Genomic DNA, 25,233 nt, shown 5'->3' with positions numbered 1-25,233 from the left:
GTGTTAATAGGTTTCAAGCAGACACGAATAAACATTATTCGTGTCTAACGCTTTGAAACTAGCTTTCGATTTTTATTCAAATATTCACAATCTCCAAATAGATGGGCAACAGAATTGCCAATATCATCCCATATTTCATATTCCAACGCCAAGTAACTTTCGTGATGTCTACCCCCCATAAATTTGCGATTAGATTATTTGAGGCGGTTGCTGGAGAAAATGAATTAGAAATCCCCCAAGAAACAAGGAGCAATATAGCAAAATATTCTGGACTAAACCCTAAAAGGCTAGGATTAAAGCTTGCTGCAAAAATGGTAACCGGGACAATCGGATGCATACCGACTATTGATGTTGTAATGATGACTAAAACTATACAATAGGCAATGCCAATCGTAAATCCGCCAAAAAACTCATTCAAACTATTTATAATGGTGGCGCTAATATTTGTCGCAACGAATGCAGCGCTGAAAAATCCAGAAACAAAAAAGAGAACAACTTCTTTTTTCATTCGCGGCAATGTTATATATATATGATCCTTTAGTTCCGCTCCATACTCCCTTTGTTTTTTATAAAGCAAGCTCCATAAAAGTGGAAATAAAAAAGCAACTAAACAAATAATAACGACCATAGTAAGGCTTGAAAAAAACTCAATGCCAAGAATAGTCAACATCATAAATAAGAGCAGAAAAATTAATTCGCTTAACTTTTGCTTATCAGACTTACCGCCCGACTCTGCAGGAATTTCTTCTTCTTTTGCCGCCGAAACTTCATGAGCAAAGGTAATATTCGCTTTTGTTATAAACGACCAGTCAATAAGAATGCTTACAACAAAACTAATAAGAACGATTCCAAGCGAGTAGGGAAGGATTGCCCCCCACGTAATTGGCAGCATACTTAAAACAACAGCCATTGCTGCAAAATATGGTGACCAGAAAATCACGCTAATAAAACCTCTATTAACGGCACTAACTAATAAACGAGCTGATTGAATCGGTGCTGCTTTTGACAAATAATGAACGATTGAAATAGAGCCAATATTTAAAACTACTGCTAAGAGATGCGTTAGCGTCTGTGTTATTAGAAAAACGTATGTTGGTTTAGGATTTAATCGTTCAAATAGTAGTTTCAAAGATTCCAAATAACCGCCTAATCGTACTGGAATTCCTAATAACGGGACAAATGTAAAAATGGAGACTAATGTTAAATTGACTCTAACACCGTCAATCCATTCCCCAATTGGTGCTTTTACCGCTACTAACATGGTGATTGCTAAAACTAACAAGGTATATGTAATAATTTTCAAACTTCCTACAAGAGCTGGTAAAGCTAAAATAATAAAAATTACAATAAAGATACTTACAGCTGTTTCAAGCAGTGGGATTGGAAAAAAATAAATACATACATAGCTAAAAGCAATCAGTACTAAAAAAAGGCCTAAAAATTGATTTTTAATCTTCACATGATTCCTCTCTTTCTTTTGAATTAATGATACTATCAAAAGCATTATAATAAAATTGTTTGAAGAATCAAAAAATTCAGTGAAATACTAGTGCATGAGTGGTATAATAATAAAGGCATCCTTTAGATTAACATGAAAAAGAGTTTACCTATATTTTAAACTAAAAATAGCGAAAAATCTAAAAAATCTGAAAAAAATATTGACAAATCACTACTATAGTTGTAAATTTTATACAAACATTACAATTTTATAACGTTACGTAAATATTACGTCATACAACAATGTATGGCGTAATATTGATATTAAGGATGAAAGCGCTTTTTGTAATGTTATGTCGATTTATTGATATTTAGCATCAAAAAAGGGGGAAATGTGATGATATTACACGATGTAGAGACGGAAAGTAGACAAAGACTTGAGGAAATCCAATTGGAAAGGCTAACGGAAACGGTGCAAAGAGTATACAATAATGTACCATTTTACCAACAAAAATTTAATGAAAGTAATATAAAGCCAGAAAATATTAAAGGTTTAGAGGATATTCTGAGGCTTCCATTCACGAAAAAGCAAGATTTGCGGGATCATTATCCATTTGGTCTTTTTGCTGTTGACAGAAAAGAAATTGTCCGCATTCATGGTTCATCAGGTACAAGTGGTAAACCAACAGTTGTTGCTTATACAAGAAATGATATTAAAAACTGGAGTGAAATCGTTGCAAGGGCAATAGTCATTGCAGGTGGTAAGCCTGGAGAAGTGCTACATAATGCTTATGGATATGGTTTATTTACAGGTGGTTTAGGTCTTCATTATGGCAGCGAGTATTTAGGAATGTCAACTGTACCCATTTCTGGAGGTAATACAGAAAGACAAATTACATTAATTGAGGATTTCGAACCAACCGTTATTTGCGGCACACCTTCCTATGTTTTAAACATTGCTGAATATATGGAGGAATTAGGGAAAGATCCACGGAAAACAAGTTTAAAATATGGGATTTTTGGTGCAGAGCCTTGGTCGGAGGAAATGAGGAGAACGATTGAAGAAAAATTTGCTATTAAGGCATGTGATATTTACGGTTTAAGTGAGGTGATGGGGCCGGGCGTTTCGATTGAATGCCATCACGCTCAGGAGGGACTGCATATTGCTGAGGACCATTTTTATGTGGAGGTCATTGACCCGAAAACACTTGAGCCAGTTGCCGATGGTGAAGATGGAGAGCTAGTTTTTACGAGCTTAACGAAAGAAGCCTTTCCAGTTATTCGTTATCGCACTGGAGATATTGCTTCCATAACTAGAGAAAAGTGTAAATGTGGAAGAACGACAATTCGCATGTCACGGGTGAAAGGCCGAATCGATGACATGATTATTATAAGAGGTGTCAATGTTTTTCCATCTGAAATCGAACATTACTTGCTTACAGTAAATGAATTAGCGCCATTTTATCAAGTCCATTTAGTCAAAAAAGGTATTATGGATGCCATTGAGTTAAATGTAGAAGTAACAGATGCAGTGTATAAACAAGTAGAAGAAAATTTGAAACATGAGACGATACAGTTTCTTAAAAAGAAAGTAGAACATATTATGAAAAACAGCTGTTTAGTTTCAATGGATGTTAAAATCCACGCTCCGAAAACGATTCAAAGATTTGAAGGAAAAGCCGTAAGAGTAATAGACAAACGATCAATGAGCATAGGTGTTTGAGTTTTAACATTACAAAAAATCTGAATATTCATTAAATTATTACTTGCAAACTGTATGACGTGATAATATAATAACGTTAATAAAACGTCATATACTTATGTGCGTTTTTTTACTAAATTACCAAAGGAAGGTGGAATTTGAATGGCACTTCAAGTAGTAAATTCATCGGACGAGACGAAGTACAAAGAATTTATGGCAAGAATCGAAGCTGGTGAAAAGATTGAAGCAGATGACTGGATGCCCGAAGAATATCGGAACGTCTTGATTAAGTTAATCTCAATGCACGGTATTAGCGAAATTATGGGGGCGTTTCCAGAAAAGGAATGGACTCCAAAAGCTCCGTCACTCTATCGTAAGCTTGGCATCATGGCGAAAGTTCAAGATGAAATGGGCCATGGTCAACTATTATTAAGGGTTGCAGAAGACTTAATTAAACCGCTTGGGAAAACTCGCGAAGATTTAATTCAAGATTTGTTTAAAGGAGATTTAAAGTTTCATAACGTGTTCCACTGGAAAACGGAATCATGGGCGGACGCTGGTTTAATTGGCTGGTTAGTAGATGGTGCGGCGATTATTACTCAAACAAATATGTTGGATTGTTCGTATGCACCGTATGCAAGAGCATTAAAAAGAATTGCCGCGGAAGAAGTGTTCCACGCCCAGCATGGCGAAGCAATCTCAGTTGCCTTAGCAAAAGGAACAAAAGAACAAAAAGAAATGCTTCAAGATGCCTTAAATCGTTGGTGGCCAGCACTGATGATGTTCTTTGGACCGCCAACTGCTGAAACAACAGGCACTTCGAAGCAAGATATAACAATCAAATATAAAATTAGAAAAAATACAAATGAAGATTTAAGACAATTTTATCTTACTAAATATGTGCCAAGAATTCAAGGTATTGGCTTAACAATTCCAGATGAAACGATTCATTTGGATCCAGAAACAAGAAACTGGGTATATAAACAGCCTGATTGGAATTATTTCAAGAAGATTATTAGTAATGAAGGGCCAATGTCACAAAAACGACTACGGATAAGAAAGCTCTCTTATGAAAATAATGCTTGGGTTCGTGAAGCATTAGGTTTAAATAGTGAAGTTGGTTATTAGTTTGTAAGATTGTTTGATTGAAATAGTGAGGAGGGAATATAACGTATGGGACAAAGTGCGCAATTTTATGAGGAATTTCAAGTGTTTAGTCGAAAAACACCAACATCTCAAGTTCAAGAGCAATTTACACTATTAGCGCCAAATCATGAAATCGCTTTAGTGATGGCACAAGAAAATTTTATGAGACGTGAAGAAGTATGTGATATTTGGGTAGTGAAGCGTTCGGATATTCGCTCATTAAATCCTGAGGAACGTGAGGGGCTTAAACGTATCGATAATAAAGATTATCGGACAACGAAAGGGTATGGCTATTTAGCAAGAATTTGGCGAGAAGCTGAGCAAGGCATGTTGGATGAGGAAGAAATCCTGTCATGGAGTAAGGGGCGTGTCAAATAATGAGAATGACATCAGCAAATGAAGTAAATGATCCAAAAAATGTAGAGTATAAAAAAGCTTTAGTAGATTTATTGTATCAACTGGCTGATGACGATTTTCTTATTTCCTTTAGAGGATCGGAATGGCTAGGTTTAGTTCCGCATATTGAAGAAGATGTCGCTTACTCTTCAATCACACAAAATACAATGGGGCATGCAGCTATTTACTACCAATTACTTGAGGAAATTGGTGAAGGAAAAGCTGATGATTTAGCGCATGGCCGTTCCGAAGCTGTTCGTAAAAATGCAGTTCTTTTAGAAGATGTAAATGGGCCAGGTCACTGGCTATATGAAGAGCCAAAATATGATTGGGCATTCACAGTCGTTCGTAACTATTTCTACGAGGTTATGAAAAAGCATAAAATTGAATCTTTAAAAAATAGCTCCTACGAACCATTAGCACAAGTAGCAGTAAGGGTACAATCAGAAACGATTTATCATTTAATGCATTGGAGAACATGGTTTAACCAATTAATTGGTGCTGAAGGAGAGGCTAGAGAAAGAATGAAAGCCGCTATTGAAAAGGCTTGGAAAGATGTTGGTGGGCTTCTTTCACTAGGGCCTAATCGCGAAGCGATGGTGAAGGCAGGTTTAATTGAAAGTGAAGAGGTGCTAAAAGAGCGATTTGTTGCAGTTATTAAGGATGCTTTTGAAAATTTAAATTTAGAATACCCAGGAGAGCCAGGCATGGAGCGCGGTGATGGTAGAGCGGGAATGCACACACCAGACTTAAAAGAAGCGATTGATACGCTTTCGGGAGTGTATAACTTAAATCCAGCTGTACCTTGGTAAGTATGATAAGAGCAAATATATGCTGCGGCTCTACTATATAACAAGTTTATAAGTTTACTACATGTAAACCGCAGCATGTATTTTTTTGAAAAAATAACAATAGAAAGGTGGATTGAAGCATGATCATCGTAAATTCTTTAGAAGAAAAGGTAAGAAAGCAAATCGAAACTGTTCATGATCCAGAGATTGATACGATCAATATCGTTGATTTAGGGATGCTAGGAAATATTACTACCCTCGAAAACAAAGTAACTGTAGACCTTCTTCCAACGTTTTTAGGTTGCCCAGCGTTAGGAATTATTAAAGACAATGTCATAAAAGCAGTAAGTGAAATTGATGAAGTGGAAAAGGTTGAGGTTAACTACATCAATACCCCTCCATGGACTTCTGCATCGATTTCAGAAAAGGGAAGAGAAGCGTTGAAAGAGTTCGGCATCGCCCCTCCTCCGCTTCAACTTGAAAGTGATGGGTCTTGGCAAGTTGATTGCCCATATTGTGGCTCACCCTATAACACATTAGAAAATATCTTTGGCCCTTCAGCTTGTCGAAGTCTTTTATATTGCAAAGAATGTAAAAATCCATTTGAAGCAATGAAACCAATTTCAACTTTATAAAAACCAGGAGGTAAGGAAATGATTAAATTTGTTGCATTGTATAAACACCCAGAAGATAAGGAGAAATTTGATGAGCATTATTTTTCAGTCCATGCTCCGATTACAAAAAAAATCCCTGGTCTGTTAAAAATGGACGTAACGAAATTTATTGGCAGTCCAATGGGCGGTGAAAGCAAGTATTACTTAATGTGTGAAATGTATTATGAAAGCATGGATTCATTTAAAGCTGCGATGAAAACAGAAGAAGCAAAAGCATCTGGAAAAGATTTAATGTCGTTTGCAAAAGAGATTGTGACGTTAATGATTGGTGAGGAAGTAAATGAATAACAACCAGTTTATTAAAGTATTAAACAGTGATTCTATCGGCTACATTATGCTAAATCGCCCGAAAGTGTTAAATGCACTTAATCGAGGAATGGTTAGAGAAATTACTGAAGCCTTAGAAGCCTTTGATGAAAATGAGGAAATAAAAGTGATTGTTATCGCTGGGGAAGGACGTGCTTTTGCTGCAGGTGCTGATATCGATGAAATGGCTGAGGACAATCCAATTCGTTTTGAATTATTGAATCAGTTTCAAGATTGGGACCGAATCGCCCTTATTAAGAAGCCAATCATCGGAGCGGTCCATGGCTTTGCTTTAGGTGGTGGCTTTGAATTAGCGCTATGTTGTGATGTGTTGTTTGCTGCTGAAAATGCTCAATTTGGCTTCCCGGAAATAAAGCTTGGGGTGATGCCAGGAGCAGGTGGCACACAAAGGCTAACGAAATTAATGGGGAAGACAAAAGCGTTGGAATGGCTTTGGCTTGGTGAGCCAATGACAGCAAAGGAAGCTTTACAATACGGTGTCGTTAACCGCTTAATCGCAGCGGAAGTGTTACTTGAAGAAACGGTTCGTTTTGCTAAGAAAATTGCTGAGCAGCCTCCTCTTTCATTAAGACTTATAAAAGAGTCTGTATTAAAAGCAGTTGATTATTCATTGTATGAGGGCATGCAATTTGAGCGCAAGAACTTTTACTTATTATTTTCTTCGCTAGATCAAAAAGAAGGAATGAAGGCGTTTCTCGAAAAGAGAAAGCCGAATTTTCAAGGGAAATAGGGGGACCGATATGTTTGAAACGATTACATTTGATGTGAAAAATGGTGTCGCTTACGTGACCTTAAATCGACCAGACAAGCTGAACGCCTTTACAGAGCAAATGAATAATGAAATTGGTCAAGCCTTGAAAGATGTTGCAAAAAACTCTGAGATTCGCTGTTTAGTCATTACTGGTGAAGGCCGTGCCTTTTGTTCAGGTGAAGACCTTGGCAGCATTGGGGATGAAACGAATCATGGCGAAATTTTGCGCAATCGCTATAATCCAATGGTTAAACAGCTGGCAACAATTGAAAAGCCGGTCATTGCTGCTATTAATGGTGTTGCGGCGGGAGCAGGTGTAAGCCTTGCATTAGCTTGTGATTTTCGCCTTGCCTCTGAAAAGGCTAGTTTTGTAGAAGCTTTTATTCATATTGGCTTAATTCCGGATTCAGGAAATTTATATTATTTGCCAAGGCTTGTTGGTCAAGCAAAAGCATTTGAATTAGCGATTTTAGGTGAAAAAATTTCTGCGGAGGAAGCAAAAGCAGTTGGTTTAGTAACAAAGGTTGTACCTGTTGACGAATGGCAGGAAGAAATAACAGCTTTTGCTGAAAGGCTAGCGCAGATGCCAACGAAAGCAATTGGCTTAATCAAGCGTTATATTAATGAAAGCTGGAATTGCAATTTAGAAGAAATGCTTGAAAAAGAAGCATATGGGCAGAGAACTGCTGGTTTAACAAGAGATCACGGGGAAGGCGTAGCCTCTTTCCTAGAAAAACGAAAGCCTGAGTTTAAAGGATACTAAAAAATAAAAATAGGGGTGTTAGTTTATGTCGACTGTAAAAGTAGAAAAAATGGAAAAGTTAGCTGTAAAACGAGACTATTATAAAATGGTTATTAATGGCGAGCGTGTCGATGCCATTTCAAATGAAACATTTACTACATATAATCCTGCTACAGGTGAAGTGCTTGCTCAAGTTGCAAAAGCATCTAAGGAAGATGTAAATAAAGCAGTTGAAGCAGCAAGAAATGCATTTGACAATGGACCGTGGCGAAAGTTCCCAGTTAACAAAAAATCGAGAGTTTTAAATAAAATCGCTTCGATTATGAGGTCTCGTTTCAATGAGCTAGTAGAACTAGAAGTAGTAAACAGCGGTAAATCATTATCAGCTGCCCAAGGTCAGGTCATGCAATCTATTGAAGATTTTGAATTTTATGCAAGTGCCATTGTTGCTCACCGTGGCGAAGTAAATAATCTACCATATGGCTTTTTTAACTACACACAAAAAGAGCCAGTAGGCGTATGTGGGCAAATCATTCCTTGGAACTATCCAATGATGATGGCTGCTTGGAAGATTGCGCCAGCACTTGCAGCTGGTTGTTCAATCGTGTTAAAGCCTGCTAGTTTAACACCATTAACGGCAATTGTTTTAACCGAAATTTGTCATGAAGCAGGGGTCCCTGAAGGGGTAGTAAACATTGTCACTGGACCAGGTGCTAGTGTTGGCGATGCTATTGTTGAACACCCTGGTGTTGATAAAGTTGCCTTTACCGGCTCGACACCTGTTGGAAAAGATATTATGGAAAAGGCTTCGCAAACATTAAAACGACTTACACTTGAATTAGGTGGAAAATCACCAAATATTGTATTTGAGGATGCAGATCTTGATGCAGCTGTATATGGCTCTATCTTTGGTATTTTCTATAACACAGGCCAATCTTGTGAGGCGCGTTCACGTTTGTATGTTCATGAAAATATTTATGATGAGTTCATGGAAAAATTTGTTGAGAAAACAAAACAATTACGTTTAGGCGACCCGTTAAGTCAAGAAACACAAGTTGGCTCGATTATTAGTAGGGGGCAGCTTGAGGTGGTTGATGGTTATGTAAAATCAGCGATTGAAGATGGAGCGACAATTGTTACTGGCGGTCATGAAGTGAAAGTAGAAGGTTTTGAAAATGGTCACTGGTATGCACCGACGATTATTACGGACGTTAATCATGATATGAAGGTTGTCAGTGAAGAAATCTTTGGCCCAGTTGTCGTTGTTATGAAGTTTAGCGATGAAAAAGAAGCGATTAAACTTGCAAACGACACAGAATTCGGATTAGGATCTGCTGTTTGGACGAAGGACCAAGGCAAGGCAACTCGTGTTGCTAATCAAATCCGTGCTGGGATTGTAATGGTGAATTGTCCATTCTCGGCATTTCCTGGAACACCTTTTGGCGGCTATAAGCAATCAGGCTTTGGGCGTGAACTTTGTATTGAAACATTGGATTTATATACAGAAACAAAAAGTGTTCTTTCATACTATGGTGCCAAGCCGTTAAATCCATTAGGTGTGTAATTAAATTAGCATGATTTTGATGATAAAAACGGGCACCTTTTTCACTAAGCGTGCTCGTTCCTTTTTTAACTATATTAAATAGGAAGAAAGTGGGGGGAAAGCTGTGGTAAACGATATAGTAGTTGTAGGTTCTGGCACGATGGGAAGGGGTATTGCCTATGTAGCAGCTGTTGGCGGCTTTCATGTAAAGCTTGTTGATGTGAAAAATGCAGCTTTAGCTGCTGCTGAAAAAGACATAAATAGTATTTTTGCAAAAGCAATTGAACGCGGAAAACTTCACTCTGAACAGGCAGAAGAGGCTAAAAAGCACTTAACATATGAAGTCAATTTGGCGGATGCCGTAAGAACAGCTGATATGGTCATCGAAGCTGTTCCTGAAATGAAAGAAATTAAGAAAAACGTATTTGAAACGATTGATGCTCATGCACCAAGCAGTTGTTATTTTGCTACAAATACATCAACGATGAGCCCGACTGAAATTGCTTCCTATACGAAAAGGCCTGAAAAAGTAATTGCAATGCATTTTTTTAATCCTGTTCATAAAATGCCCTTAGTAGAAATTATCCGTGGACTGGAAACGGCTGATGAAACAGCGGAAATAGCGCGGCAGGTTTCCGAAAAAATGGGGAAAGAAACAGTGGTTGTCAATGAATTTCCGGGCTTTGTTACGAGCCGGATTAGCACACTAGTTGGCAATGAAGCATTTTATATGCTTCAAGAAGGAATTGGCACGCCCGAAGAAATTGATAAAGCGATTAAGCTTGGCTTAAATTTCCCGATGGGCCCATTTGAGCTTGTAGACCTTGTAGGGTTGGATGCCCGTTTAAATAATTTAAAATACTTGCATGAGAAATTAGGAGAAAAATACCGCCCAGCCCCACTGCTAGAGCAGTATGTGAAGGCTGGCCGATTAGGACGAAAGGTTGGCAAGGGTGTTTATGATTATTCTGACAAGTAAGAGAGGAGCTATTTACAAATGAATGAAGTTGTCATTGTCGATGCGGTAAGAACGCCAATCGGTCGCTATAAAGGTACTTTAAAGTCAGTCCGTCCTGATGATTTGGCAGCGATTGTCATAAAAAAAATTATCGAAAGAAATCCAAAAGTACGAGTTGAGCAAATTGAAGAAGTTGTTTTAGGAAATGCAAACCAAGCCGGTGAAGATAACCGCAACGTGGCAAGAATGTCAGTGCTACTCGCTGGCCTTCCAATTGAGGTTGGCGGAACAACAATCAATCGCCTTTGCGGCTCTGGTTTAGATGCGGTGAACTATGCTGCCCGGGCGATTATCGCTGGTGAGGGAGATATTTTCATTGCTGGAGGAACAGAGAGTATGACACGTGCGCCATTTGTAATGGCGAAACCCGATGCAGAATTCCCGCGCGGTGATATGAAAATGTTTGATACTACAATTGGCTGGCGTTTTACAAATGAGAAATTACATGAAATGTATGGTTCAGATACAATGCCGAAAACTGCCGAAAACGTGGCGCAGCGCTTCAATATTTCACGTGAACAACAGGATCAATTTGCTTATGAAAGCCAGATGAAGGCTAAGAAGGCAATGGATGAAAATCGTTTTGCGGAAGAAATTGTGCCAGTTGTTTACCATGACCGTAAAGGAAATGAGATAATAGTCAATAAAGATGAACATCCAAGACCGGAAACGACGTTAGAAAACTTAGCGAAGCTGAAGCCAATTTTTGAAAACGGCTCAGTTACAGCTGGAAATGCTTCAGGTGTTAATGACGGCGCTTCTGTTCTCCTATTAATGTCAGCGAAAAAGGCTTATGAATTAGGTGTCAAACCACTTGTCAAATATAAAACATCAGCAACAGCCGGCTTAGAGCCAGCCATTATGGGCTTGGGGCCGATTTATGCAACAAGAAAAGCACTTGCTCGTGCGAACTTAACAGTACAAGATATAGGATTAGTTGAATTAAATGAAGCATTTGCCTCGCAATCGCTGGAATGTATAAAACAGCTTGAATTAAATAAAGAAATTGTCAATGTCAATGGTGGGGCGATTGCTTTCGGACATCCACTTGGGGCAAGTGGCGCTAGAATTTTAACGACACTTATATATGAAATGAAAAAGCGCCATGTTAAATATGGGCTTGCAACGATGTGTATTGGTGTTGGTCAAGGAATTGCCACTATTGTTGAAAATATTGAGTAAAGCGAAAAGTGACGAAAAAGGAGAGCTACTTTTATGGCAAATATTATCTTTGAAGAAAAAAATCATATTGGATTTGTAACGATTAATCGTCCAGATGTATTAAATTGTTTTAACTATGAAACTTTGTCGTTACTTGGAGAAATTGTTGATGAAATACGGACGAATAAAAATATTAGAGTTGTCATTTTTACTGGAGCAGGAAACAAGGCCTTTAGCGCCGGGGCCGATTTAAAAGAACGAAGAACATTGACAGAATCAGACGTTCGTCGCAATGTTAATAAAATTCGCACCGTTTTTAACGATGTTGCGCTATTGCCGCAACCAACGATTGCTGCTATTAATGGACACGCGTTTGGCGGTGGCTTTGAGCTAATGTTGGCATGCGATTTTAGAATTGCTGTAACAGAAGCGACGATGGGCCTTACCGAATTGAAATGGGCGATTATACCAGGTGCAGGGGGGACGCAGCGTCTTCCGAGATTGATTGGCGAAGCAAAAGCAAAGGAGCTTATTTTTACAGCGAAAAAAGTAACGGCGGATGAAGCAAATATGCTTGGCATAGTAACAAAGGTAGTTGAACAAAGTGCTTTAATGGAAGAATGCATTTCACTTGCAGAACAAATGATGGCAAATGGTCCTGTTGCCTTACAGCAGGCGAAATATGCTATTAACTATGGCATGGAAGTTGATTTGCAAACGGGCCTAGCGATTGAAGCAAAAGCATATGAAATGACGATTCCAACAAAAGATAGAATCGAAGCATTGGATGCTTTTAGTGAAAAAAGGCCTCCTATTTTTATAGGCCAATAGATAGAACACTTGCAACAAATGACTATTTTTGTAAAAATATGTTGAAAGCTATTTGATATCATCCTCAAACTATAATAATATTAAAATTAGCAAACTAAGAAGGATGAGTTTACGTGACAAATATAAATACACGCTCAATGATTTTTACACTGTATGGTGATTATATAAGTCATTATGGCAATAAAATTTGGATTGGTAGTTTAATACGTTTGCTTGAAGAATTCGGCCATAATGATCAATCAGTAAGGGCTGCAATTTCCCGCATGGGCAAACAAGGCTGGGTTACTGCTACGAAAAAAGGCAATAAAAGCTATTATTCACTTACGAAAATGGGTGTGGCGCGGATTGAGGAAGCGGCAAAACGCATCTTTAAATTGAATCCTGAGAAATGGGATGGTTCCTGGCGGACATTGACGTATACCATTCCTGAAGAAAAGCGGAATATACGTGACGAGTTAAGGCAGGAATTAGTGTGGAGCGGCTTTGGAATGCTTTTAAATAGCTGCTGGATTTCACCAAATAATCTTGAGGATGAAGTGAATATATTAATTAAAAAATATAAAATCGAGCCCTATGTGCATTTTTTTGTATCAGAGTATAAAGGACCTGCCGACAACGAAACGCTTGTTAAATCATGCTGGGATATTGATAATATTAACGCCAAATATGAAGAGTTCATTACTGTTTATAGCAAGAAATATGTCGTTGATAAAAATAAAATATTAAACGGTGAAATGACAGACGCTGCTTGTTTTGTTGAGAGAGCAAAATTAGTTCATCAATACCGTAAATTTTTGTTTATTGATCCAGGTTTACCGGAAGAATTACTCCCAAGCAAATGGCTAGGCGGTCATGCCGCATCGTTATTTAGCGATTACTATAAGACACTCGCGGAACCTGCCAATCAATTCTTTGAAAGTGTGTTTGAAAAGGATAATGAAATGCACAAAAAAGACAGCGAATATGAGGTGCTAAGCCATCCGTATATGGTCAATAATCAAAAATAAAAAGAGGTCTATAGGACCCCACAGGCTGTCGAGACTTTCTCGACAGCCAGAAAGCATTCCTTACAAGGAATGCTGCATAATTTTTCTACTTTTATTGCCCATATAAAGGTTTTTTTCTTAATATAATGCTATATTTTTAACCTGTGATAAAGAGGTAATAAGTAATTTTTACTTAAATAAATAATATCGGCGCATTTTTTTAAATAGATTAAATAGGTTTGCCCAGAAGGCTCTATTCGTTTTATAAAATTTAAATTTACTACATAGCTTTTATGAGTCCTAATAAAAATACTGTTAGAAAGCTTCTCAATAATATCCTTTAGCGGTTCATTGGTGTTTAAAGTAGATAATTTAGCATCAGAGTTAAAATAAATAAATTTTGTATTCTTTTTTTCTGTTGTTAAGTACACAATCTTTTCTTGTTCGATTAATTCTATTCCACCCTTGTATTTAACAGCAATTTGCTTTTGTAAGTCCTCTTTATTTGTGAGGTAGCTTGTAATTTTGTTGATACATTGGGCAAAACGTGTTTCATTTACTGGTTTTACAAGATAATCAATAGCTTCTATATCATAGGCTATATGTGCATATTCACTAAAACCTGTTACAAAGACTATACCAATTGCTGGATACAATTCTATAATCTCTGCTGCTAATTCTAGGCCTGAACTATTTTCTAGCCCGATATCAAGGAAGACTAAATCAGGAAAAGTATTGCCAACAATCTCTAGTGCCTTTTTCTTTTCACTAGCAGCTCCTACTATTTCGAAGGCATTTTTTTCCAACTTTTTAATTAATTCATTTCTAAACACCATATTATCTTCAATCACTACTACTGAATAACTCACTTAAATAAACCTCTCTTTTTATGAAGGGGTATGAAGACAATAACTTCCGTACCATGTGTAGAATTACTATTGAGTTCTAAATGTCCAGCGTACTTTCTTAAAGTAGTCATAACACTATGAAAACCTAAGCCTTGATGGTTATCCTTTGAGGTGTAACCTTTAATGAAAATTTTATCTTGATTTTCCATTTTTATTACAGAACTTTTATTATGCACTGAAAATACGAAAATTGATTCGTATAACGTATTAATTGTAATGAATATTTTCTTTTCATCCGCTATATTTTGTTCTTCCGCTTCAATTGCATTATTAATTAAATTACCCATTATTTCGATTAATTCATACATTTTCATTTCCATAGCAAAAGATGTGGTTGATGCAATATCAATAATAAGTTTAATTCCTTTTCTTTGTGCAATATCCTCCTTTGCCTTTAATAGTGCAGCGACCGCTGGATTTGGTATGCTTAAAGCTAAATTATTACTATAATTATGTGTTTCTAATTCTATAAGGTATTTTTCCAATTCATTATATGATTGATTAAATGTCAATTGGCTGATGACCTGCAAATGATTATTGAAATCATGCCTCTGTATTCTGATTGAGGTTAAAAGGTCTTCCAAATTTTTGATATGAACATTCTCAGCCAGCAGTACATCATTGGTGTATATTTTTTCGCCGTATTTGATTAAAAAGGATAATATTAGAGCAGAAGTACTCAACACTATTAATGCGGCAGTTAGTGGCAAATATGAACTTGGATGATTAAGCCAGCCGATAACAATAAGCATGACAAAAAAAACTTGAAATAATATGGCAGTCAAGATCGGCTTAATATAATAATTTGATAAATAATTAGCTTTACTATCAAAATAATAGATTATTATATTTTTACGATAAATAATCCATGCGGAAATTAGGACAACAATGTATGATCCGACAGCAATTTCAACTACTAATAAGTCATCTGGAATTTTGGGAAATAAAAGTGAGATAATTAGAAAAATTACACCTTCTGTAACTAATTGAAACGTCAATCTAAGAAGGCTTAAAATGAATGCTGGAATAAAAGTTATGTTTAGAATTAGCATTAATAAAATTATATGAATAATAGAATTAATAAGTAAACGTATTTCCATGTTCATAGAAAGCTGAAAAGTTATAGTGGTAAATAAACCATACATAAATGAAAATATAATTAATTTTTTAATGTTTAATTTTAAACTGATTCGAAATAAAACGAGAGTTAAACTAAGGAATGCTAAGTTTTCAATAAAGGTTAGAACGAATCTTTCCATTTTTTAATGATTTTTTCTAACTTTAGTTTGCAACTCTTTCGGCACTTTGGTGTCATATACTAAAAAGAAGCTTGCAGCTGATGCTTCGGTTTTCGCGATTGTTACTAATAAAGTAGCTATACTTGTAAAAAAATGTGAAAGTTTCATTTTATCTCCTCCTGTGTTCGGTTTTGATTATTATTTATTAAAGATAAGGATTGGAAAGCCATAGCAAACTGGATTGTTAATGAAACGTTAGGATATATACTAAAAAAACATAAGCTTAAGATAGTTCCAAATATAACAATTAACAAGGCTCTTTTTTTAAAAATAGAACGGTTATCAATAATATAGACTCTTTTCGTAATTTTTGGCCCAAATCTAGCAATTAAGGTAAATGTTAATAAAGAAGCAGCTACTATTACTATATATCCCATTAAAGAGGATAGATTCTCTGTCATGACAATAGATAGTATTACTGATGAGTAAATTATGAAGGACGAGATTAGAAGACATTTTGTAAAAGTTTTAGCATGGTATCCGCCAGAAAATACTCGCAGCAACCCAAAAGAGACTCCCGCTAGTAAGGGCAAAAAAATATTATCTAATAACAATCCTATAGCAAGAATTACTATAAGTTTTATCAATCCCCTTATAAGAATCTCAATACCATATGAAATAGATTGCACCCCATATTGTGGATTTAAATTCCTTGCCCAAATCCATTTTCCTAAAAAAGAAGAAAAATTTGTAATCAACGTTATTAAATCACCTACTTTTAGTCTATTACCATTATATTACACAATATTACAAAAAAAAACAGTAGTTTCACAATTTAATTACAAAAATGATGGAATAATTTATACAGCTTTATCAATTAAGTGGAATTTTCAATGAATCCTGTCATCCTTAAAAACTATCCTGTTATCCCTGTATTTCGTCCTGTTATCCAAGATTTATAGACTTTATAGTAAATAGTATCTAATATTTGGTTATTAATCAAAAGGGAGGTATTATCATGATAAAAAAAACATTGTTAACTGCATTAACAGTCGCATCATTAACATTTGCTTTAAGCGTACCTGCTTTCGCTAAATCGTATATTACGAGCTGGCATTTAGTCGATTCAGGTAAACATCTTGATTATGCTGGAGATAGTATTTATATGAGCCACATTAATACTGGTGCTTCTATATGGAATGGTTATAAAAGCGGCGTAATAAGACCTGATACCATTTCTACCATAGAAGATGTTTATGTTAGCGATATAAATATCGCAAACGGTAATACAGGTCTTACTTACCCAAGCGGAAAAATCGAAATGAATAAGTTTTATTTAAAGGATTCTACTTCTACTCAAAGAACAAACACGGCTACTCACGAACTTGGACACGCACTTGGATTAGCTCATAGCACATCAAGCGATATCATGGGTCCTAGCCAAACAAGTATAACAACTTTATCCGCAAATGATAAAGAATCTTATGATGAGTCATATAAAAGATATTAAAGGGGGGGAGATTTTATGAAATTCAAGAAAAATATTCTTATTGCTGTTACTGCTGTGCTTGTCGTGGGAGGAGCAGTTGGGGTGAATTCTATATCTAAAAACAATGATAGTGGGGTTGCTGAATCAAGTGTTGATATAAGTAAACTTCCTGTATATCCGATAAGGGGAAGTTTTGTGTATGATGTTAATAATAAAAATGAAGCAGTTGGAATTTCCGATTATGTTTTTGTAGGTAAAGTAGTAAGTAATAATGGAACTATTTACAAAGACGTAGTAACTATGGAAGATGAAAATGGTAAACCAAAAGAAGTAGGCACTCCATATACCAGTTATACGATTGAGGTAGTTGATAACATAAAGGGCAAATTGAAAAAAGATAGTCCCATCGACGTCTTAAAACATGGTGGAGTAACCCAAGACAATAAAGCAGTATTTGTCTTTGAGAATGACGAACTTCCAGAAGCTAATAAATTCTATATTTTCTTAGGCTATGCACAAAAAGACGGTTCTATTTTAATATCTGGCCCAAATTCAAACATACTTTTAAATACTTCCGCTAATCAGTTAAAACAAAACATAAATTCTTTAAAAGAATATCAAGAATATCGAAAAGCATTTCAAGATGAAATTATAAAAGTTAAAAGAGAAAGATTTACTTCAAAATTTGAAGAATAAATTATCTGTTCAATTTTTAATTGGTGTTACAATCCTCGTCTATAGTCATATTAAATTGATATATGCAGGAAAATTAACATAACACAACCATGCTCGTTTCAAAGAACAGACTAATCCTAGCCCTTTGAAACGGGCTTTTTAATATCGGTATTCCCTTACTGTTGTAAATCGCATTCCTAACGATACCCTATATTGGAAACCAATTTATAATACTTGCTGTTTTTCAATTACAATGACAACTGCTCTTTATATTCCTTTCCCTTTTGGACATAGGTCTCTACGGAAAGCTTTAGCAACTCATAATCACTCTCGTTTAATTCGCGCACTACTTTTCCTGGAGAACCTACCACAAGTGAACGTGGTGGTATTTTTTTACCGGGAGGAATTAATGTATTCGCTCCGATAATAGTAAATTCACCGATTTCAGCACCATCTAAAATAGTGGAGCCCATCCCGATTAATGCTCCATTGTTAATTTTACAGCCATGTAAGATGACATTATGGCCTACGGTTACATCATCACCTACGATAAGAGGCTGCCCCTCATATAAATGGCATGTCGAATTATCTTGAATACTGCATCTTTCCCCAATATGGATTGGGGCTTCATCCCCTCTTAAGACAGCATTAAACCAAATGCTAGATTCCTTTCCAACTGTTACATCCCCTATTATTCTAGCACCTGGTGCGATAAAGACAGTTTCGTCAATTTTCGGCATTTTATTTTTATACGGATAAAGCATTTCCAACTCCCCCTAGATATGGTAATTTATATACAAGGTTTATTATAACATTTTTTTAACGGGGTGGTAAAAAATGAGTATATTGTGTTCGGTTTTAGGAATTAAATATCCAGTATTCCAAGGTGGTATGGGCAATATTAGCAATGCTAGATTAACATCGGCAGTATCAGAAGCTGGGGGATTAGGGACGATAGGTGCTGGTACAATGACACCGGAAGAGCTTGAGCAAATAATTTTACAAACGAAAGATATAACAGATAAACCGTTCGCCGTGAATATTGCAATAGGTGTTTCGCCATACGTAGAAGAATTAATACAATTAGTAATCAAACATCATGTACCGGTTGTTTCTTTATCGGCTGGAGACCCATCACCATATGTAGGAAGATTACATGATAGAGGGATTAAAGTCGTAACAGTGGTTGGTTCTGTACATCATGCTGAGAAGGCAGAAAGGGCTGGGACGGATGTCATTGTTGCAGAGGGGTATGAGGCAGCAGGGATTAATTCAAACTATGAAAGTACAACATTAACATTAATTCCGCAAATTGTTGATAAAGTAAAAGTACCTGTTGTAGCTGCCGGAGGTATTGCTGATGGCCGTGGCTTGGCAGCAATGCTGATGCTAGGTGCAAGCGGCGTTCAAATTGGTACTCGTTTCATTACAACAAAGGAAGCTCCTTTCAGTGATGCATATAAGAATAGAATAGTAGCGGCAACAGATGTAGATACGGTCATCGTTGGGCGCTCTGTAAACCGAGTGCGAAGAGTTTTGAAAACACCGTATGCGAAGAAACTATTAGATTTCGAACAGGACGAAGATTATACACTTGAAAAATTTAGTGAACTCACGAGTGAAAAATACCATAAAATCGGTGCGGTCGATGGTAATCTGGAGGAAGGCTTCATTAATGGTGGGCAAATTTCGGGATTAATCAATGATATCCCAACTGTAAAAGAATTTATAGAGAGGATGATAGAGGAAGCGAATCAAGCTATGAAAGTTCCAAGTACATTATGTGAGATAAAATAACAATACGTAATAGTAACGGGTAACATATATATTGATTTATTCCATCAGCTAAACTTGTAAGAAACAATCGTTGGTTGATGGAATATTTTTTTAAACAAAATAATATAAGAAATATTTAAAATATTTAAAATATTATTGACAATTTGGTAGTGGAAGCGATATTATTCTAAATATATATCACTAGTAAATTACTCGTGGCAAAAACGTCATACATAATATGTAGGAGGGATATGATTGGGGGAGCTTTTGCAATTTTTGATTACTGGCTTAACAATCGGTAGTATTTACGCGATCGTTGCCTTAGGTTTTGTAACAGTATATAGCGTAACAAAGGTCATTAATTTAGCCCAGGGAGAATTTGTAATGTTGGGCGGCATGACAATGTTCACCCTACTTTCGATGGGAGTGCCATATTTTATAGCATTTTTTTTAACAATTGTGATAGTTGTTATTCTAGGCTATTTATTAGAATTAACTGTCATTCGAAGGGCGCGAAAAGCGGATGCGTTAAGTTTAATTATTTTAACAATTGGCGCCTCTATTTTTGTCCGCGGAATGGGAAGTATTGTTTGGGGGAAAAATCCAGTAAAAATCGAGCCGTTTATGAATAATGAACCAATTGCTATTTTCGGTGCTGCGATTACCCCGCAAAGTATATGGGTAATGGTTATTCTGCTCATTTGTGTAACGTTATTATATTTTATAATGGAAAGAACGATGATTGGCAAAGCTTTCCGCGCCTGTTCCGCTAACCCATTGGCTGCGAGATTAATGAGTATAAGCCCAACAAAAATGTCATCCTTTTCCTTTATATTAAGCGCTGCACTTGGCGCCATTGCTGGACTTGCTATCGCACCAATCCTATTTCCAGCCTATGACATGGGGTCGATGCTAGGGATTAAAGGTTTTTCAGCAAGTATACTTGGAGGATTAGGTAGCGCCCCAGGTGCTGTACTCGGCGGTCTAATTCTTGGGTTAATGGAATCTTTAGGTGCCGGCTATATTAGTTCAGGAATGAAAGATGCCATTGTATTTACCGTTATTTTAATCATTTTATTAATACGCCCATATGGAATCTTAGGCGAAAAGAATGTTGGAAAAGGAGGACTGTAGTTTGAAAGGTCTCCAAAAAACAAGCTGGCTTGGCTTACTCGTATTCGTGTTGCTCGTTGCCATTTTTCCGTTGCTTATTACTCAATCCTTTTATATTACAAAAGCAACCTTTGCTGGCATCTATACAATCGTTGCCGTTAGTTTAGGACTGTTAATGGGCTTTGCTGGTCAAATTTCTTTAGGACATGCAGCTTTTTACGGAGTAGGTGCCTATACAACCGCTGTATTGACAACAACTTATCACTTTAATCCTTGGGTAGGGTTGATTTTTGCTATCGTACTTCCAGCTGCTGTTGCCTTCCTGATTGGTTTTACAATGTCACGCTTAAGCGGATATTACTTAGCAATGGCTACACTTGCGTTTGGGATTATTGTCCATGTTTTATTAGTTGAATGGAAGGATGTCACAAAAGGTGCATCTGGCCTGTACGGAATTCCAAAGGTGTCTCTTTTTGGCTATACCTTCATGTCAGGGGTCCCTTATTTTTATTTCGTATGGGCTTTTGCGATGATTGTCATTATTATTTCTTTAAATATTATTCACTCAAGAATCGGGCGTGCGCTCCGTTCCATTCATGGCAGTGAGATTGCCGCGAGCGCCATGGGTGTTGATGCTGGCAAATATAAAATGCAAGTGTTCATAATAGGAGCGATGTTCTCAGGATTAGCAGGCTGGCTTATGGCTCATATGAGCTATAGCATTTCTCCGACTTCTTTCACACTGGAAACCTCGATTATTTTTCTAGCGATGGTTGTTTTAGGAGGAAGTATTAGCATCTGGGGGGCAGTTGTTGGTTCTCTCTTAATTACGTTAATCGGCATCATTGTTAAGATTCTTGGAGAATATATCCCTTTTATTACAAGTGATTTTGAGCATGTACTTTATGGGCTTATATTAATGGCTGTTGTTATTTTTCTCCCAAAAGGCTTATTTCCGACAGTTGTGCAAGTATTCCGATCTTGGCTTGCAAAATCAAAGAAAATTAAAGTCTCTGAAAATATGTAAGTATTAAATGGAGAGGTGGGATTGGATGAAAAGCTTGCTAGAGGTTACTAATTTAACGAAAAGCTTCGGAGGTGTCGTCGCAAATCGTGATGTTTCATTTACGCTTGAAGAAGGCTTAATCGTCGGTTTAATTGGTCCAAACGGGGCTGGAAAAAGTACAATGTTTAATATGTTATCTACGGTATTTCCACCAACTTCAGGTGAGATTAAATATAAAGGGAAAAGAATTGATAGGCTGCCATCTTACAAAGTATGTGAATTAGGGATTTCAAGAACATTCCAAAATATACAAGTGTTCAAAAATATGACAGTGTTGGAAAATGTGATGGTTGGTCATCATTCAAGGACAAAATCAGGGATGCTCGCTGCGGCCTTACGCTTGCCTATTGCCAAAAAGGAGGAAAAAACCATTTATAGTGCAGCAATGGAGCAGATTAAATTTGTTGGACTTGAAGATATATATGATGTGAGCGCAGGAAGTTTACCGTTAGGAAAACTTCGTTTGCTAGAATTAGCAAGGGCGTTAGCTACTAAACCTGAACTATTATTATTAGATGAGATTGCCGCAGGTTTGAACCATCAGGAAACACTTGAAATGAGTCAATTAATAAAGAAAATTCGTGACAAAGGCATTTCTATCTTTGTAGTAGAACATGATATGGATTTAGTGATGGGTATTTGTAACAAGATTATCGTTCTTGATCAAGGGATGAAGATTGCAGAAGGAACCCCAAAGGAAATTCAAAACAATGAAAAAGTTATTGCAGCGTATCTCGGTGAAGAAGATGAGGAAAAAATTGAGGTGACAGGATGATTAAAAGGATTGATCATGACAGATTGCTAGAAGTGAAAAACTTACATTTTAGTTATGGTCCGATAAAAGCGCTTAATAATGTGTCCTTTCATGTGAATAAGGGGGAAATCGTTGCCTTATTGGGGGCAAATGGAGCTGGAAAAACGACGTTATTGCAAACAATCTCAGGGCTGTATAATGCCGAAGCCGGTGAAATTCTTTTCAAAGGTGAGGCGATACATAAGCTATCAGCTGAAAAAATTGTTAGGCGCCATCTAATCCATGTTCCTGAGCATCGCCAAGTATTTTCAACGATGAGCGTAATTGATAATTTACATCTTGGTGCCTTTCATCATTATCATAAAACAAAAAGGAAAAATGTGAATGAAGAGATTCAAAAGCTCTTTGAAATTTTCCCGATTTTGGAGGAAAGAAAAAATCAGCTTGCCGGAACATTATCAGGTGGGCAGCAACAAATGCTGGCAATTGCTAGAGCGATTATGTCAAAGCCTGAATTATTACTTTTAGATGAACCATCATTAGGATTAGCACCGCTAATTGTAAAAGAGGTGCTAGAGTTAGCGAAAAATTTGCGTGACCACTATGATACGACAGTGTTATTAATTGAGCAAAATGTATTTGCCTCTCTAAAGATATCTGACCGTGCTTATGTGATGCAGCATGGCGAAATTGTAAAAGAAGGGCGTGCAAAAGAGTTATTACATGATGAAAAAATAAAAGAAGCTTTTTTAGGTCATGCCGTAGGATAACTGTTTTTAGTAGTAAAGAAGAAACTAGATTTTATGTTAATTCTTTATTTGGAATATAGAAGATTAATAGAAAGATGCGACTTGAATTTTCTGTACCTTTAAAATAATCCAAATAATTAATTGACTGAAATAAATTTTTTGAAAAATATGGAGGGTAAACAATGAAAAAATGGTTAAATTTTGGGGTTATTTTTCTTTTAGTAGGAATGATTCTTACTGCATGTGGAGGTCAGCAACAAACAGGCAACACTACTCAGCCTGCAAATGATAATAAAGGTGAAGCAACAACAGAGGCACCAGAAGTCTACAAAATCGGTGCGATTTATTCAAAAACTGGACCTGCTAGTCCGCTAGGCGAGCCTGAATGGAATGCGACTTTATTACTTGAAGAAGAAATTAATGCTAATGGCGGAATTAATGGTGTACCAGTCAAGATTCTTCTAGCAGATGATGAATCGAAGCAAGAAAAGGCAATTGAAGAAATGAATCGTTTCATTCATGACGAAAAGGTTGATATTATCATTGGGACTTCAACAACTGGGCCAAGTTTAGCGATGAAAGGCTTGGCTATGGAAAATCAAATTCCAATGATTTCGGCAGCAGCTGCTGTACAAATTGTTGAGCCTGCCGAGGAATCAACATGGGTATTTAAGACACCACATTCTGATGTACATGCTGTAACACGTGTTTATATGTATCTTGAGGAGCAAGGTATGAAGAAAATTGCTACTTTATCTGATTCCAATGCCTATGGTTCAGCTGGACTAGAACAACTTAAAGCATTAGCAGGGGATTTTGGGTTAGAGATCACAGCTTCTGAATCATACAATACAAATGATACAGACATGAGTGCCCAATTAACGAAAATAAATAGTTCCGGCGCCGAGGCTCTTATTGTTTGGGGTACAAATCCAGGGCCTGCGATTGTTGCAAAAAATATGAAAGAGCTTGGTATTAAAATTCCTTATATTGGAAGTCACGGCATTGCCAATAATACATTTATTGAGCTTGCTGAAGGCGGTGCTGAGGGAGTTGTAATTCCAACTGGTAAACTATTATTCCCGACGCAAATAGAAGAAAATGACCCGCAATATGAAGTTATTAAAAACTTCTATGATGCTTACACTGCAAAATTTTCAGGGGAGCCAACAAACTTCGGTTCCTATGGTTATGACAATGTATTGTTAGCAGTGGATGCACTAAAAGCTGTCGGAAATGACAAAGAAGCAATCAGAAATTATTTAGAAACAAAAGTCCAAGGTTTTGTAGGGGCAACAGGAACATTTACATTCTCTGAAAAAGATCATAATGGTTTATCCGCTGATAGCATGGTGTTAGCAGAAGTAAAAGATGGAAAATGGGTTATTAAAAAATAAACCGTGATTGGGGCTGTTTTTGACAGCCCCTTTTTAAATACTAAGAAGGAGTGAAAACAGATGGATGCAAAAATTCTTGAAAAAGTGACGAAAGATCCTTATGCCAATTTTCTAGGCATAACAGTTGATGAGGTGAAGGAAGGCTATGCAAAGGTTTCGATGAATATTACGGGCGACATGCTTAATATCCATAATACTGTTAATGGTGGCGTAATTTTTTCGCTAGCTGATGTTGCCTTTGCCATCGCAAGCAATACGTACGAACAAACAGCGGTTGGAATTAATGTCAATATGAATTTTATCGCGGCAGGCTTTACTGGCGACAAATTAATTGCAATTGCAGAAGAAGTATCGAAAAATCCGAAATTAGGATTTTATCGTATGGAAGTAAGAAATGAAAGTGCCCAATTACTAGCAACTGCTGAAGGCATGGTATATCGCAAAAAGAAATAAACATCATAATACTAAATATTCAGATAAATGAAACAGTTGCTGTTGTATAAACTTGGAAGTGCTTACAATACAATGTGGTTATTAGGTAAAGCCATGAAACAAAAAGTTTG

The 25,233-nt window shown here is 36.6% G+C and carries 28 protein-coding genes; 22 read left to right on the top strand and 6 right to left on the bottom strand.

The window, feature by feature from the left end; all coding sequences use genetic code 11:
• Positions 1–76 precede the first annotated feature (76 nt).
• Positions 77–1,459, bottom strand: a complete 1,383-nt coding sequence (locus GX497_04030; protein HHY72391.1) for a hypothetical protein — start codon at positions 1,457–1,459, stop codon at positions 77–79.
• A gap of 375 nt (positions 1,460–1,834) precedes the next feature.
• Between GX497_04030 and GX497_04025 the strand changes: the two genes are divergently transcribed.
• The 13 genes from GX497_04025 to paaX all read left to right on the top strand — a co-directional run bounded on the left by GX497_04025 (position 1,835) and on the right by paaX (position 13,526).
• Positions 1,835–3,160: an AMP-binding protein gene (locus GX497_04025; GenBank protein HHY72390.1), complete on the top strand. Its 1,326-nt coding sequence runs from the start codon at positions 1,835–1,837 to the stop codon at positions 3,158–3,160.
• Positions 3,161–3,301: 141 nt separating this feature from the next.
• The gene (paaG, locus tag GX497_04020; GenBank protein ID HHY72389.1) at positions 3,302–4,267 is read left to right on the top strand and encodes a 1,2-phenylacetyl-CoA epoxidase subunit A; all 966 of its coding nucleotides are present in this window, start codon (positions 3,302–3,304) and stop codon (positions 4,265–4,267) included.
• A gap of 45 nt (positions 4,268–4,312) precedes the next feature.
• Positions 4,313–4,663, top strand: coding sequence for a 1,2-phenylacetyl-CoA epoxidase subunit B (gene paaH, locus GX497_04015; GenBank protein ID HHY72388.1), 351 nt, complete (start codon positions 4,313–4,315; stop codon positions 4,661–4,663).
• Positions 4,663–5,493: a phenylacetate-CoA oxygenase subunit PaaC gene (gene paaC, locus GX497_04010; GenBank protein ID HHY72387.1), complete on the top strand. Its 831-nt coding sequence runs from the start codon at positions 4,663–4,665 to the stop codon at positions 5,491–5,493. The genes paaH and paaC overlap by 1 nt, the downstream gene beginning before the upstream one ends.
• Positions 5,494–5,612: 119 nt before the next feature.
• A complete protein-coding gene (gene paaJ / locus GX497_04005; GenBank protein HHY72386.1) occupies positions 5,613–6,107 on the top strand; it encodes a phenylacetate-CoA oxygenase subunit PaaJ in 495 nt (164 codons plus the stop codon).
• Positions 6,108–6,125: 18 nt separating this feature from the next.
• A complete protein-coding gene (locus GX497_04000) occupies positions 6,126–6,434 on the top strand; it encodes an EthD family reductase (protein ID HHY72385.1) in 309 nt (102 codons plus the stop codon).
• Positions 6,427–7,203, top strand: coding sequence for an enoyl-CoA hydratase (locus GX497_03995; GenBank protein ID HHY72384.1), 777 nt, complete (start codon positions 6,427–6,429; stop codon positions 7,201–7,203). Before GX497_04000 ends, GX497_03995 begins: the two co-directional genes overlap by 8 nt.
• 10 nt (positions 7,204–7,213) lie before the next feature.
• Positions 7,214–7,987 (top strand): 2-(1,2-epoxy-1,2-dihydrophenyl)acetyl-CoA isomerase, encoded by a 774-nt coding sequence (locus GX497_03990; GenBank protein HHY72383.1) that lies wholly within the window; start codon positions 7,214–7,216, stop codon positions 7,985–7,987.
• A 25-nt stretch (positions 7,988–8,012) separates the two neighbouring features.
• Complete coding sequence (locus GX497_03985; GenBank protein ID HHY72382.1) at positions 8,013–9,530, top strand: aldehyde dehydrogenase; 1,518 nt, start codon at positions 8,013–8,015, stop codon at positions 9,528–9,530.
• A gap of 103 nt (positions 9,531–9,633) precedes the next feature.
• Positions 9,634–10,488, top strand: coding sequence for a 3-hydroxyacyl-CoA dehydrogenase (locus GX497_03980; protein ID HHY72381.1), 855 nt, complete (start codon positions 9,634–9,636; stop codon positions 10,486–10,488).
• Positions 10,489–10,506: 18 nt separating this feature from the next.
• Positions 10,507–11,709: an acetyl-CoA C-acyltransferase gene (locus GX497_03975; GenBank protein ID HHY72380.1), complete on the top strand. Its 1,203-nt coding sequence runs from the start codon at positions 10,507–10,509 to the stop codon at positions 11,707–11,709.
• Between the two features lie 33 nt (positions 11,710–11,742).
• The gene (locus GX497_03970; protein ID HHY72379.1) at positions 11,743–12,519 is read left to right on the top strand and encodes an enoyl-CoA hydratase; all 777 of its coding nucleotides are present in this window, start codon (positions 11,743–11,745) and stop codon (positions 12,517–12,519) included.
• A gap of 122 nt (positions 12,520–12,641) precedes the next feature.
• Complete coding sequence (gene paaX / locus GX497_03965; GenBank protein HHY72378.1) at positions 12,642–13,526, top strand: phenylacetic acid degradation operon negative regulatory protein PaaX; 885 nt, start codon at positions 12,642–12,644, stop codon at positions 13,524–13,526.
• Positions 13,527–13,654: 128 nt separating this feature from the next.
• Here paaX and GX497_03960 read toward each other — a convergent pair whose 3' ends face one another.
• The 4 genes from GX497_03960 to GX497_03945 form a co-directional block, all read right to left on the bottom strand.
• The gene (locus tag GX497_03960) at positions 13,655–14,374 is read right to left on the bottom strand and encodes a response regulator transcription factor (GenBank protein ID HHY72377.1); all 720 of its coding nucleotides are present in this window, start codon (positions 14,372–14,374) and stop codon (positions 13,655–13,657) included.
• The gene (locus tag GX497_03955; protein ID HHY72376.1) at positions 14,371–15,411 is read right to left on the bottom strand and encodes a GHKL domain-containing protein; all 1,041 of its coding nucleotides are present in this window, start codon (positions 15,409–15,411) and stop codon (positions 14,371–14,373) included. The genes GX497_03960 and GX497_03955 overlap by 4 nt, the downstream gene beginning before the upstream one ends.
• A gap of 264 nt (positions 15,412–15,675) precedes the next feature.
• Positions 15,676–15,819, bottom strand: coding sequence for a cyclic lactone autoinducer peptide (locus tag GX497_03950; protein HHY72375.1), 144 nt, complete (start codon positions 15,817–15,819; stop codon positions 15,676–15,678).
• Positions 15,816–16,409, bottom strand: a complete 594-nt coding sequence (locus tag GX497_03945; protein ID HHY72374.1) for an accessory gene regulator B family protein — start codon at positions 16,407–16,409, stop codon at positions 15,816–15,818. The genes GX497_03950 and GX497_03945 overlap by 4 nt, the downstream gene beginning before the upstream one ends.
• A gap of 260 nt (positions 16,410–16,669) precedes the next feature.
• Here GX497_03945 and GX497_03940 point away from each other — a divergent pair, with 260 nt between their 5' ends.
• Together GX497_03940 and GX497_03935 are read left to right on the top strand one after the other, a co-directional pair.
• On the top strand, positions 16,670–17,161 hold the full coding sequence (locus GX497_03940; protein HHY72373.1) for a matrixin family metalloprotease: 492 nt from the start codon (positions 16,670–16,672) through the stop codon (positions 17,159–17,161).
• 15 nt (positions 17,162–17,176) lie between these two features.
• A complete protein-coding gene (locus GX497_03935) occupies positions 17,177–17,836 on the top strand; it encodes a hypothetical protein (GenBank protein HHY72372.1) in 660 nt (219 codons plus the stop codon).
• Positions 17,837–18,063: 227 nt separating this feature from the next.
• Here the strand turns inward: GX497_03935 and GX497_03930 are convergent, their stop codons facing one another.
• On the bottom strand, positions 18,064–18,579 hold the full coding sequence (locus GX497_03930; protein HHY72371.1) for a gamma carbonic anhydrase family protein: 516 nt from the start codon (positions 18,577–18,579) through the stop codon (positions 18,064–18,066).
• A 73-nt stretch (positions 18,580–18,652) separates the two neighbouring features.
• On the opposite strand from GX497_03930, the gene GX497_03925 reads away from it, so the two are divergent.
• From GX497_03925 to GX497_03895, 7 genes are all read left to right on the top strand, one after another.
• On the top strand, positions 18,653–19,612 hold the full coding sequence (locus GX497_03925) for a nitronate monooxygenase (GenBank protein ID HHY72370.1): 960 nt from the start codon (positions 18,653–18,655) through the stop codon (positions 19,610–19,612).
• A 234-nt stretch (positions 19,613–19,846) separates the two neighbouring features.
• The gene (locus GX497_03920) at positions 19,847–20,725 is read left to right on the top strand and encodes a branched-chain amino acid ABC transporter permease (protein HHY72369.1); all 879 of its coding nucleotides are present in this window, start codon (positions 19,847–19,849) and stop codon (positions 20,723–20,725) included.
• On the top strand, positions 20,703–21,731 hold the full coding sequence (locus GX497_03915; GenBank protein ID HHY72368.1) for a branched-chain amino acid ABC transporter permease: 1,029 nt from the start codon (positions 20,703–20,705) through the stop codon (positions 21,729–21,731). Before GX497_03920 ends, GX497_03915 begins: the two co-directional genes overlap by 23 nt.
• 25 nt (positions 21,732–21,756) lie before the next feature.
• Complete coding sequence (locus GX497_03910) at positions 21,757–22,545, top strand: ABC transporter ATP-binding protein (GenBank protein HHY72367.1); 789 nt, start codon at positions 21,757–21,759, stop codon at positions 22,543–22,545.
• A complete protein-coding gene (locus tag GX497_03905; protein ID HHY72366.1) occupies positions 22,542–23,294 on the top strand; it encodes an ABC transporter ATP-binding protein in 753 nt (250 codons plus the stop codon). The genes GX497_03910 and GX497_03905 overlap by 4 nt, the downstream gene beginning before the upstream one ends.
• A gap of 161 nt (positions 23,295–23,455) precedes the next feature.
• The gene (locus GX497_03900) at positions 23,456–24,670 is read left to right on the top strand and encodes an ABC transporter substrate-binding protein (GenBank protein ID HHY72365.1); all 1,215 of its coding nucleotides are present in this window, start codon (positions 23,456–23,458) and stop codon (positions 24,668–24,670) included.
• Between the two features lie 60 nt (positions 24,671–24,730).
• Complete coding sequence (locus tag GX497_03895; GenBank protein HHY72364.1) at positions 24,731–25,123, top strand: hotdog fold thioesterase; 393 nt, start codon at positions 24,731–24,733, stop codon at positions 25,121–25,123.
• The last annotated feature ends 110 nt before the right edge of the window (positions 25,124–25,233 follow it).

This window comes from Bacillus sp. (in: firmicutes), assembly GCA_012842745.1.
GTDB lineage: Bacteria > Bacillota > Bacilli > Bacillales > Bacillaceae_J > Schinkia.
This window is presented reverse-complemented; position numbering and strand designations above follow the sequence as displayed.

Excerpts from the sequence above, each read along its gene's own strand:
- GX497_04025 (HHY72390.1), top strand. The coding sequence starts at position 1,835 with ATGATATTACACGATGTAGAGACGGAAAGTAGACAAAGACTTGAGGAA.
- paaG (HHY72389.1), top strand. The coding sequence starts at position 3,302 with ATGGCACTTCAAGTAGTAAATTCATCGGACGAGACGAAGTACAAAGAA.
- paaH (HHY72388.1), top strand. The coding sequence starts at position 4,313 with ATGGGACAAAGTGCGCAATTTTATGAGGAATTTCAAGTGTTTAGTCGA.
- paaC (HHY72387.1), top strand. The coding sequence starts at position 4,663 with ATGAGAATGACATCAGCAAATGAAGTAAATGATCCAAAAAATGTAGAG.
- paaJ (HHY72386.1), top strand. The coding sequence starts at position 5,613 with ATGATCATCGTAAATTCTTTAGAAGAAAAGGTAAGAAAGCAAATCGAA.
- GX497_04000 (HHY72385.1), top strand. The coding sequence starts at position 6,126 with ATGATTAAATTTGTTGCATTGTATAAACACCCAGAAGATAAGGAGAAA.
- GX497_03995 (HHY72384.1), top strand. The coding sequence starts at position 6,427 with ATGAATAACAACCAGTTTATTAAAGTATTAAACAGTGATTCTATCGGC.
- GX497_03990 (HHY72383.1), top strand. The coding sequence starts at position 7,214 with ATGTTTGAAACGATTACATTTGATGTGAAAAATGGTGTCGCTTACGTG.
- GX497_03985 (HHY72382.1), top strand. The coding sequence starts at position 8,013 with ATGTCGACTGTAAAAGTAGAAAAAATGGAAAAGTTAGCTGTAAAACGA.
- GX497_03975 (HHY72380.1), top strand. The coding sequence starts at position 10,507 with ATGAATGAAGTTGTCATTGTCGATGCGGTAAGAACGCCAATCGGTCGC.
- GX497_03970 (HHY72379.1), top strand. The coding sequence starts at position 11,743 with ATGGCAAATATTATCTTTGAAGAAAAAAATCATATTGGATTTGTAACG.
- GX497_03950 (HHY72375.1), bottom strand. The coding sequence starts at position 15,819 with ATGAAACTTTCACATTTTTTTACAAGTATAGCTACTTTATTAGTAACA.
- GX497_03940 (HHY72373.1), top strand. The coding sequence starts at position 16,670 with ATGATAAAAAAAACATTGTTAACTGCATTAACAGTCGCATCATTAACA.
- GX497_03935 (HHY72372.1), top strand. The coding sequence starts at position 17,177 with ATGAAATTCAAGAAAAATATTCTTATTGCTGTTACTGCTGTGCTTGTC.
- GX497_03930 (HHY72371.1), bottom strand. The coding sequence starts at position 18,579 with ATGCTTTATCCGTATAAAAATAAAATGCCGAAAATTGACGAAACTGTC.
- GX497_03925 (HHY72370.1), top strand. The coding sequence starts at position 18,653 with ATGAGTATATTGTGTTCGGTTTTAGGAATTAAATATCCAGTATTCCAA.
- GX497_03915 (HHY72368.1), top strand. The coding sequence starts at position 20,703 with ATGTTGGAAAAGGAGGACTGTAGTTTGAAAGGTCTCCAAAAAACAAGC.
- GX497_03910 (HHY72367.1), top strand. The coding sequence starts at position 21,757 with ATGAAAAGCTTGCTAGAGGTTACTAATTTAACGAAAAGCTTCGGAGGT.
- GX497_03905 (HHY72366.1), top strand. The coding sequence starts at position 22,542 with ATGATTAAAAGGATTGATCATGACAGATTGCTAGAAGTGAAAAACTTA.
- GX497_03900 (HHY72365.1), top strand. The coding sequence starts at position 23,456 with ATGAAAAAATGGTTAAATTTTGGGGTTATTTTTCTTTTAGTAGGAATG.
- GX497_03895 (HHY72364.1), top strand. The coding sequence starts at position 24,731 with ATGGATGCAAAAATTCTTGAAAAAGTGACGAAAGATCCTTATGCCAAT.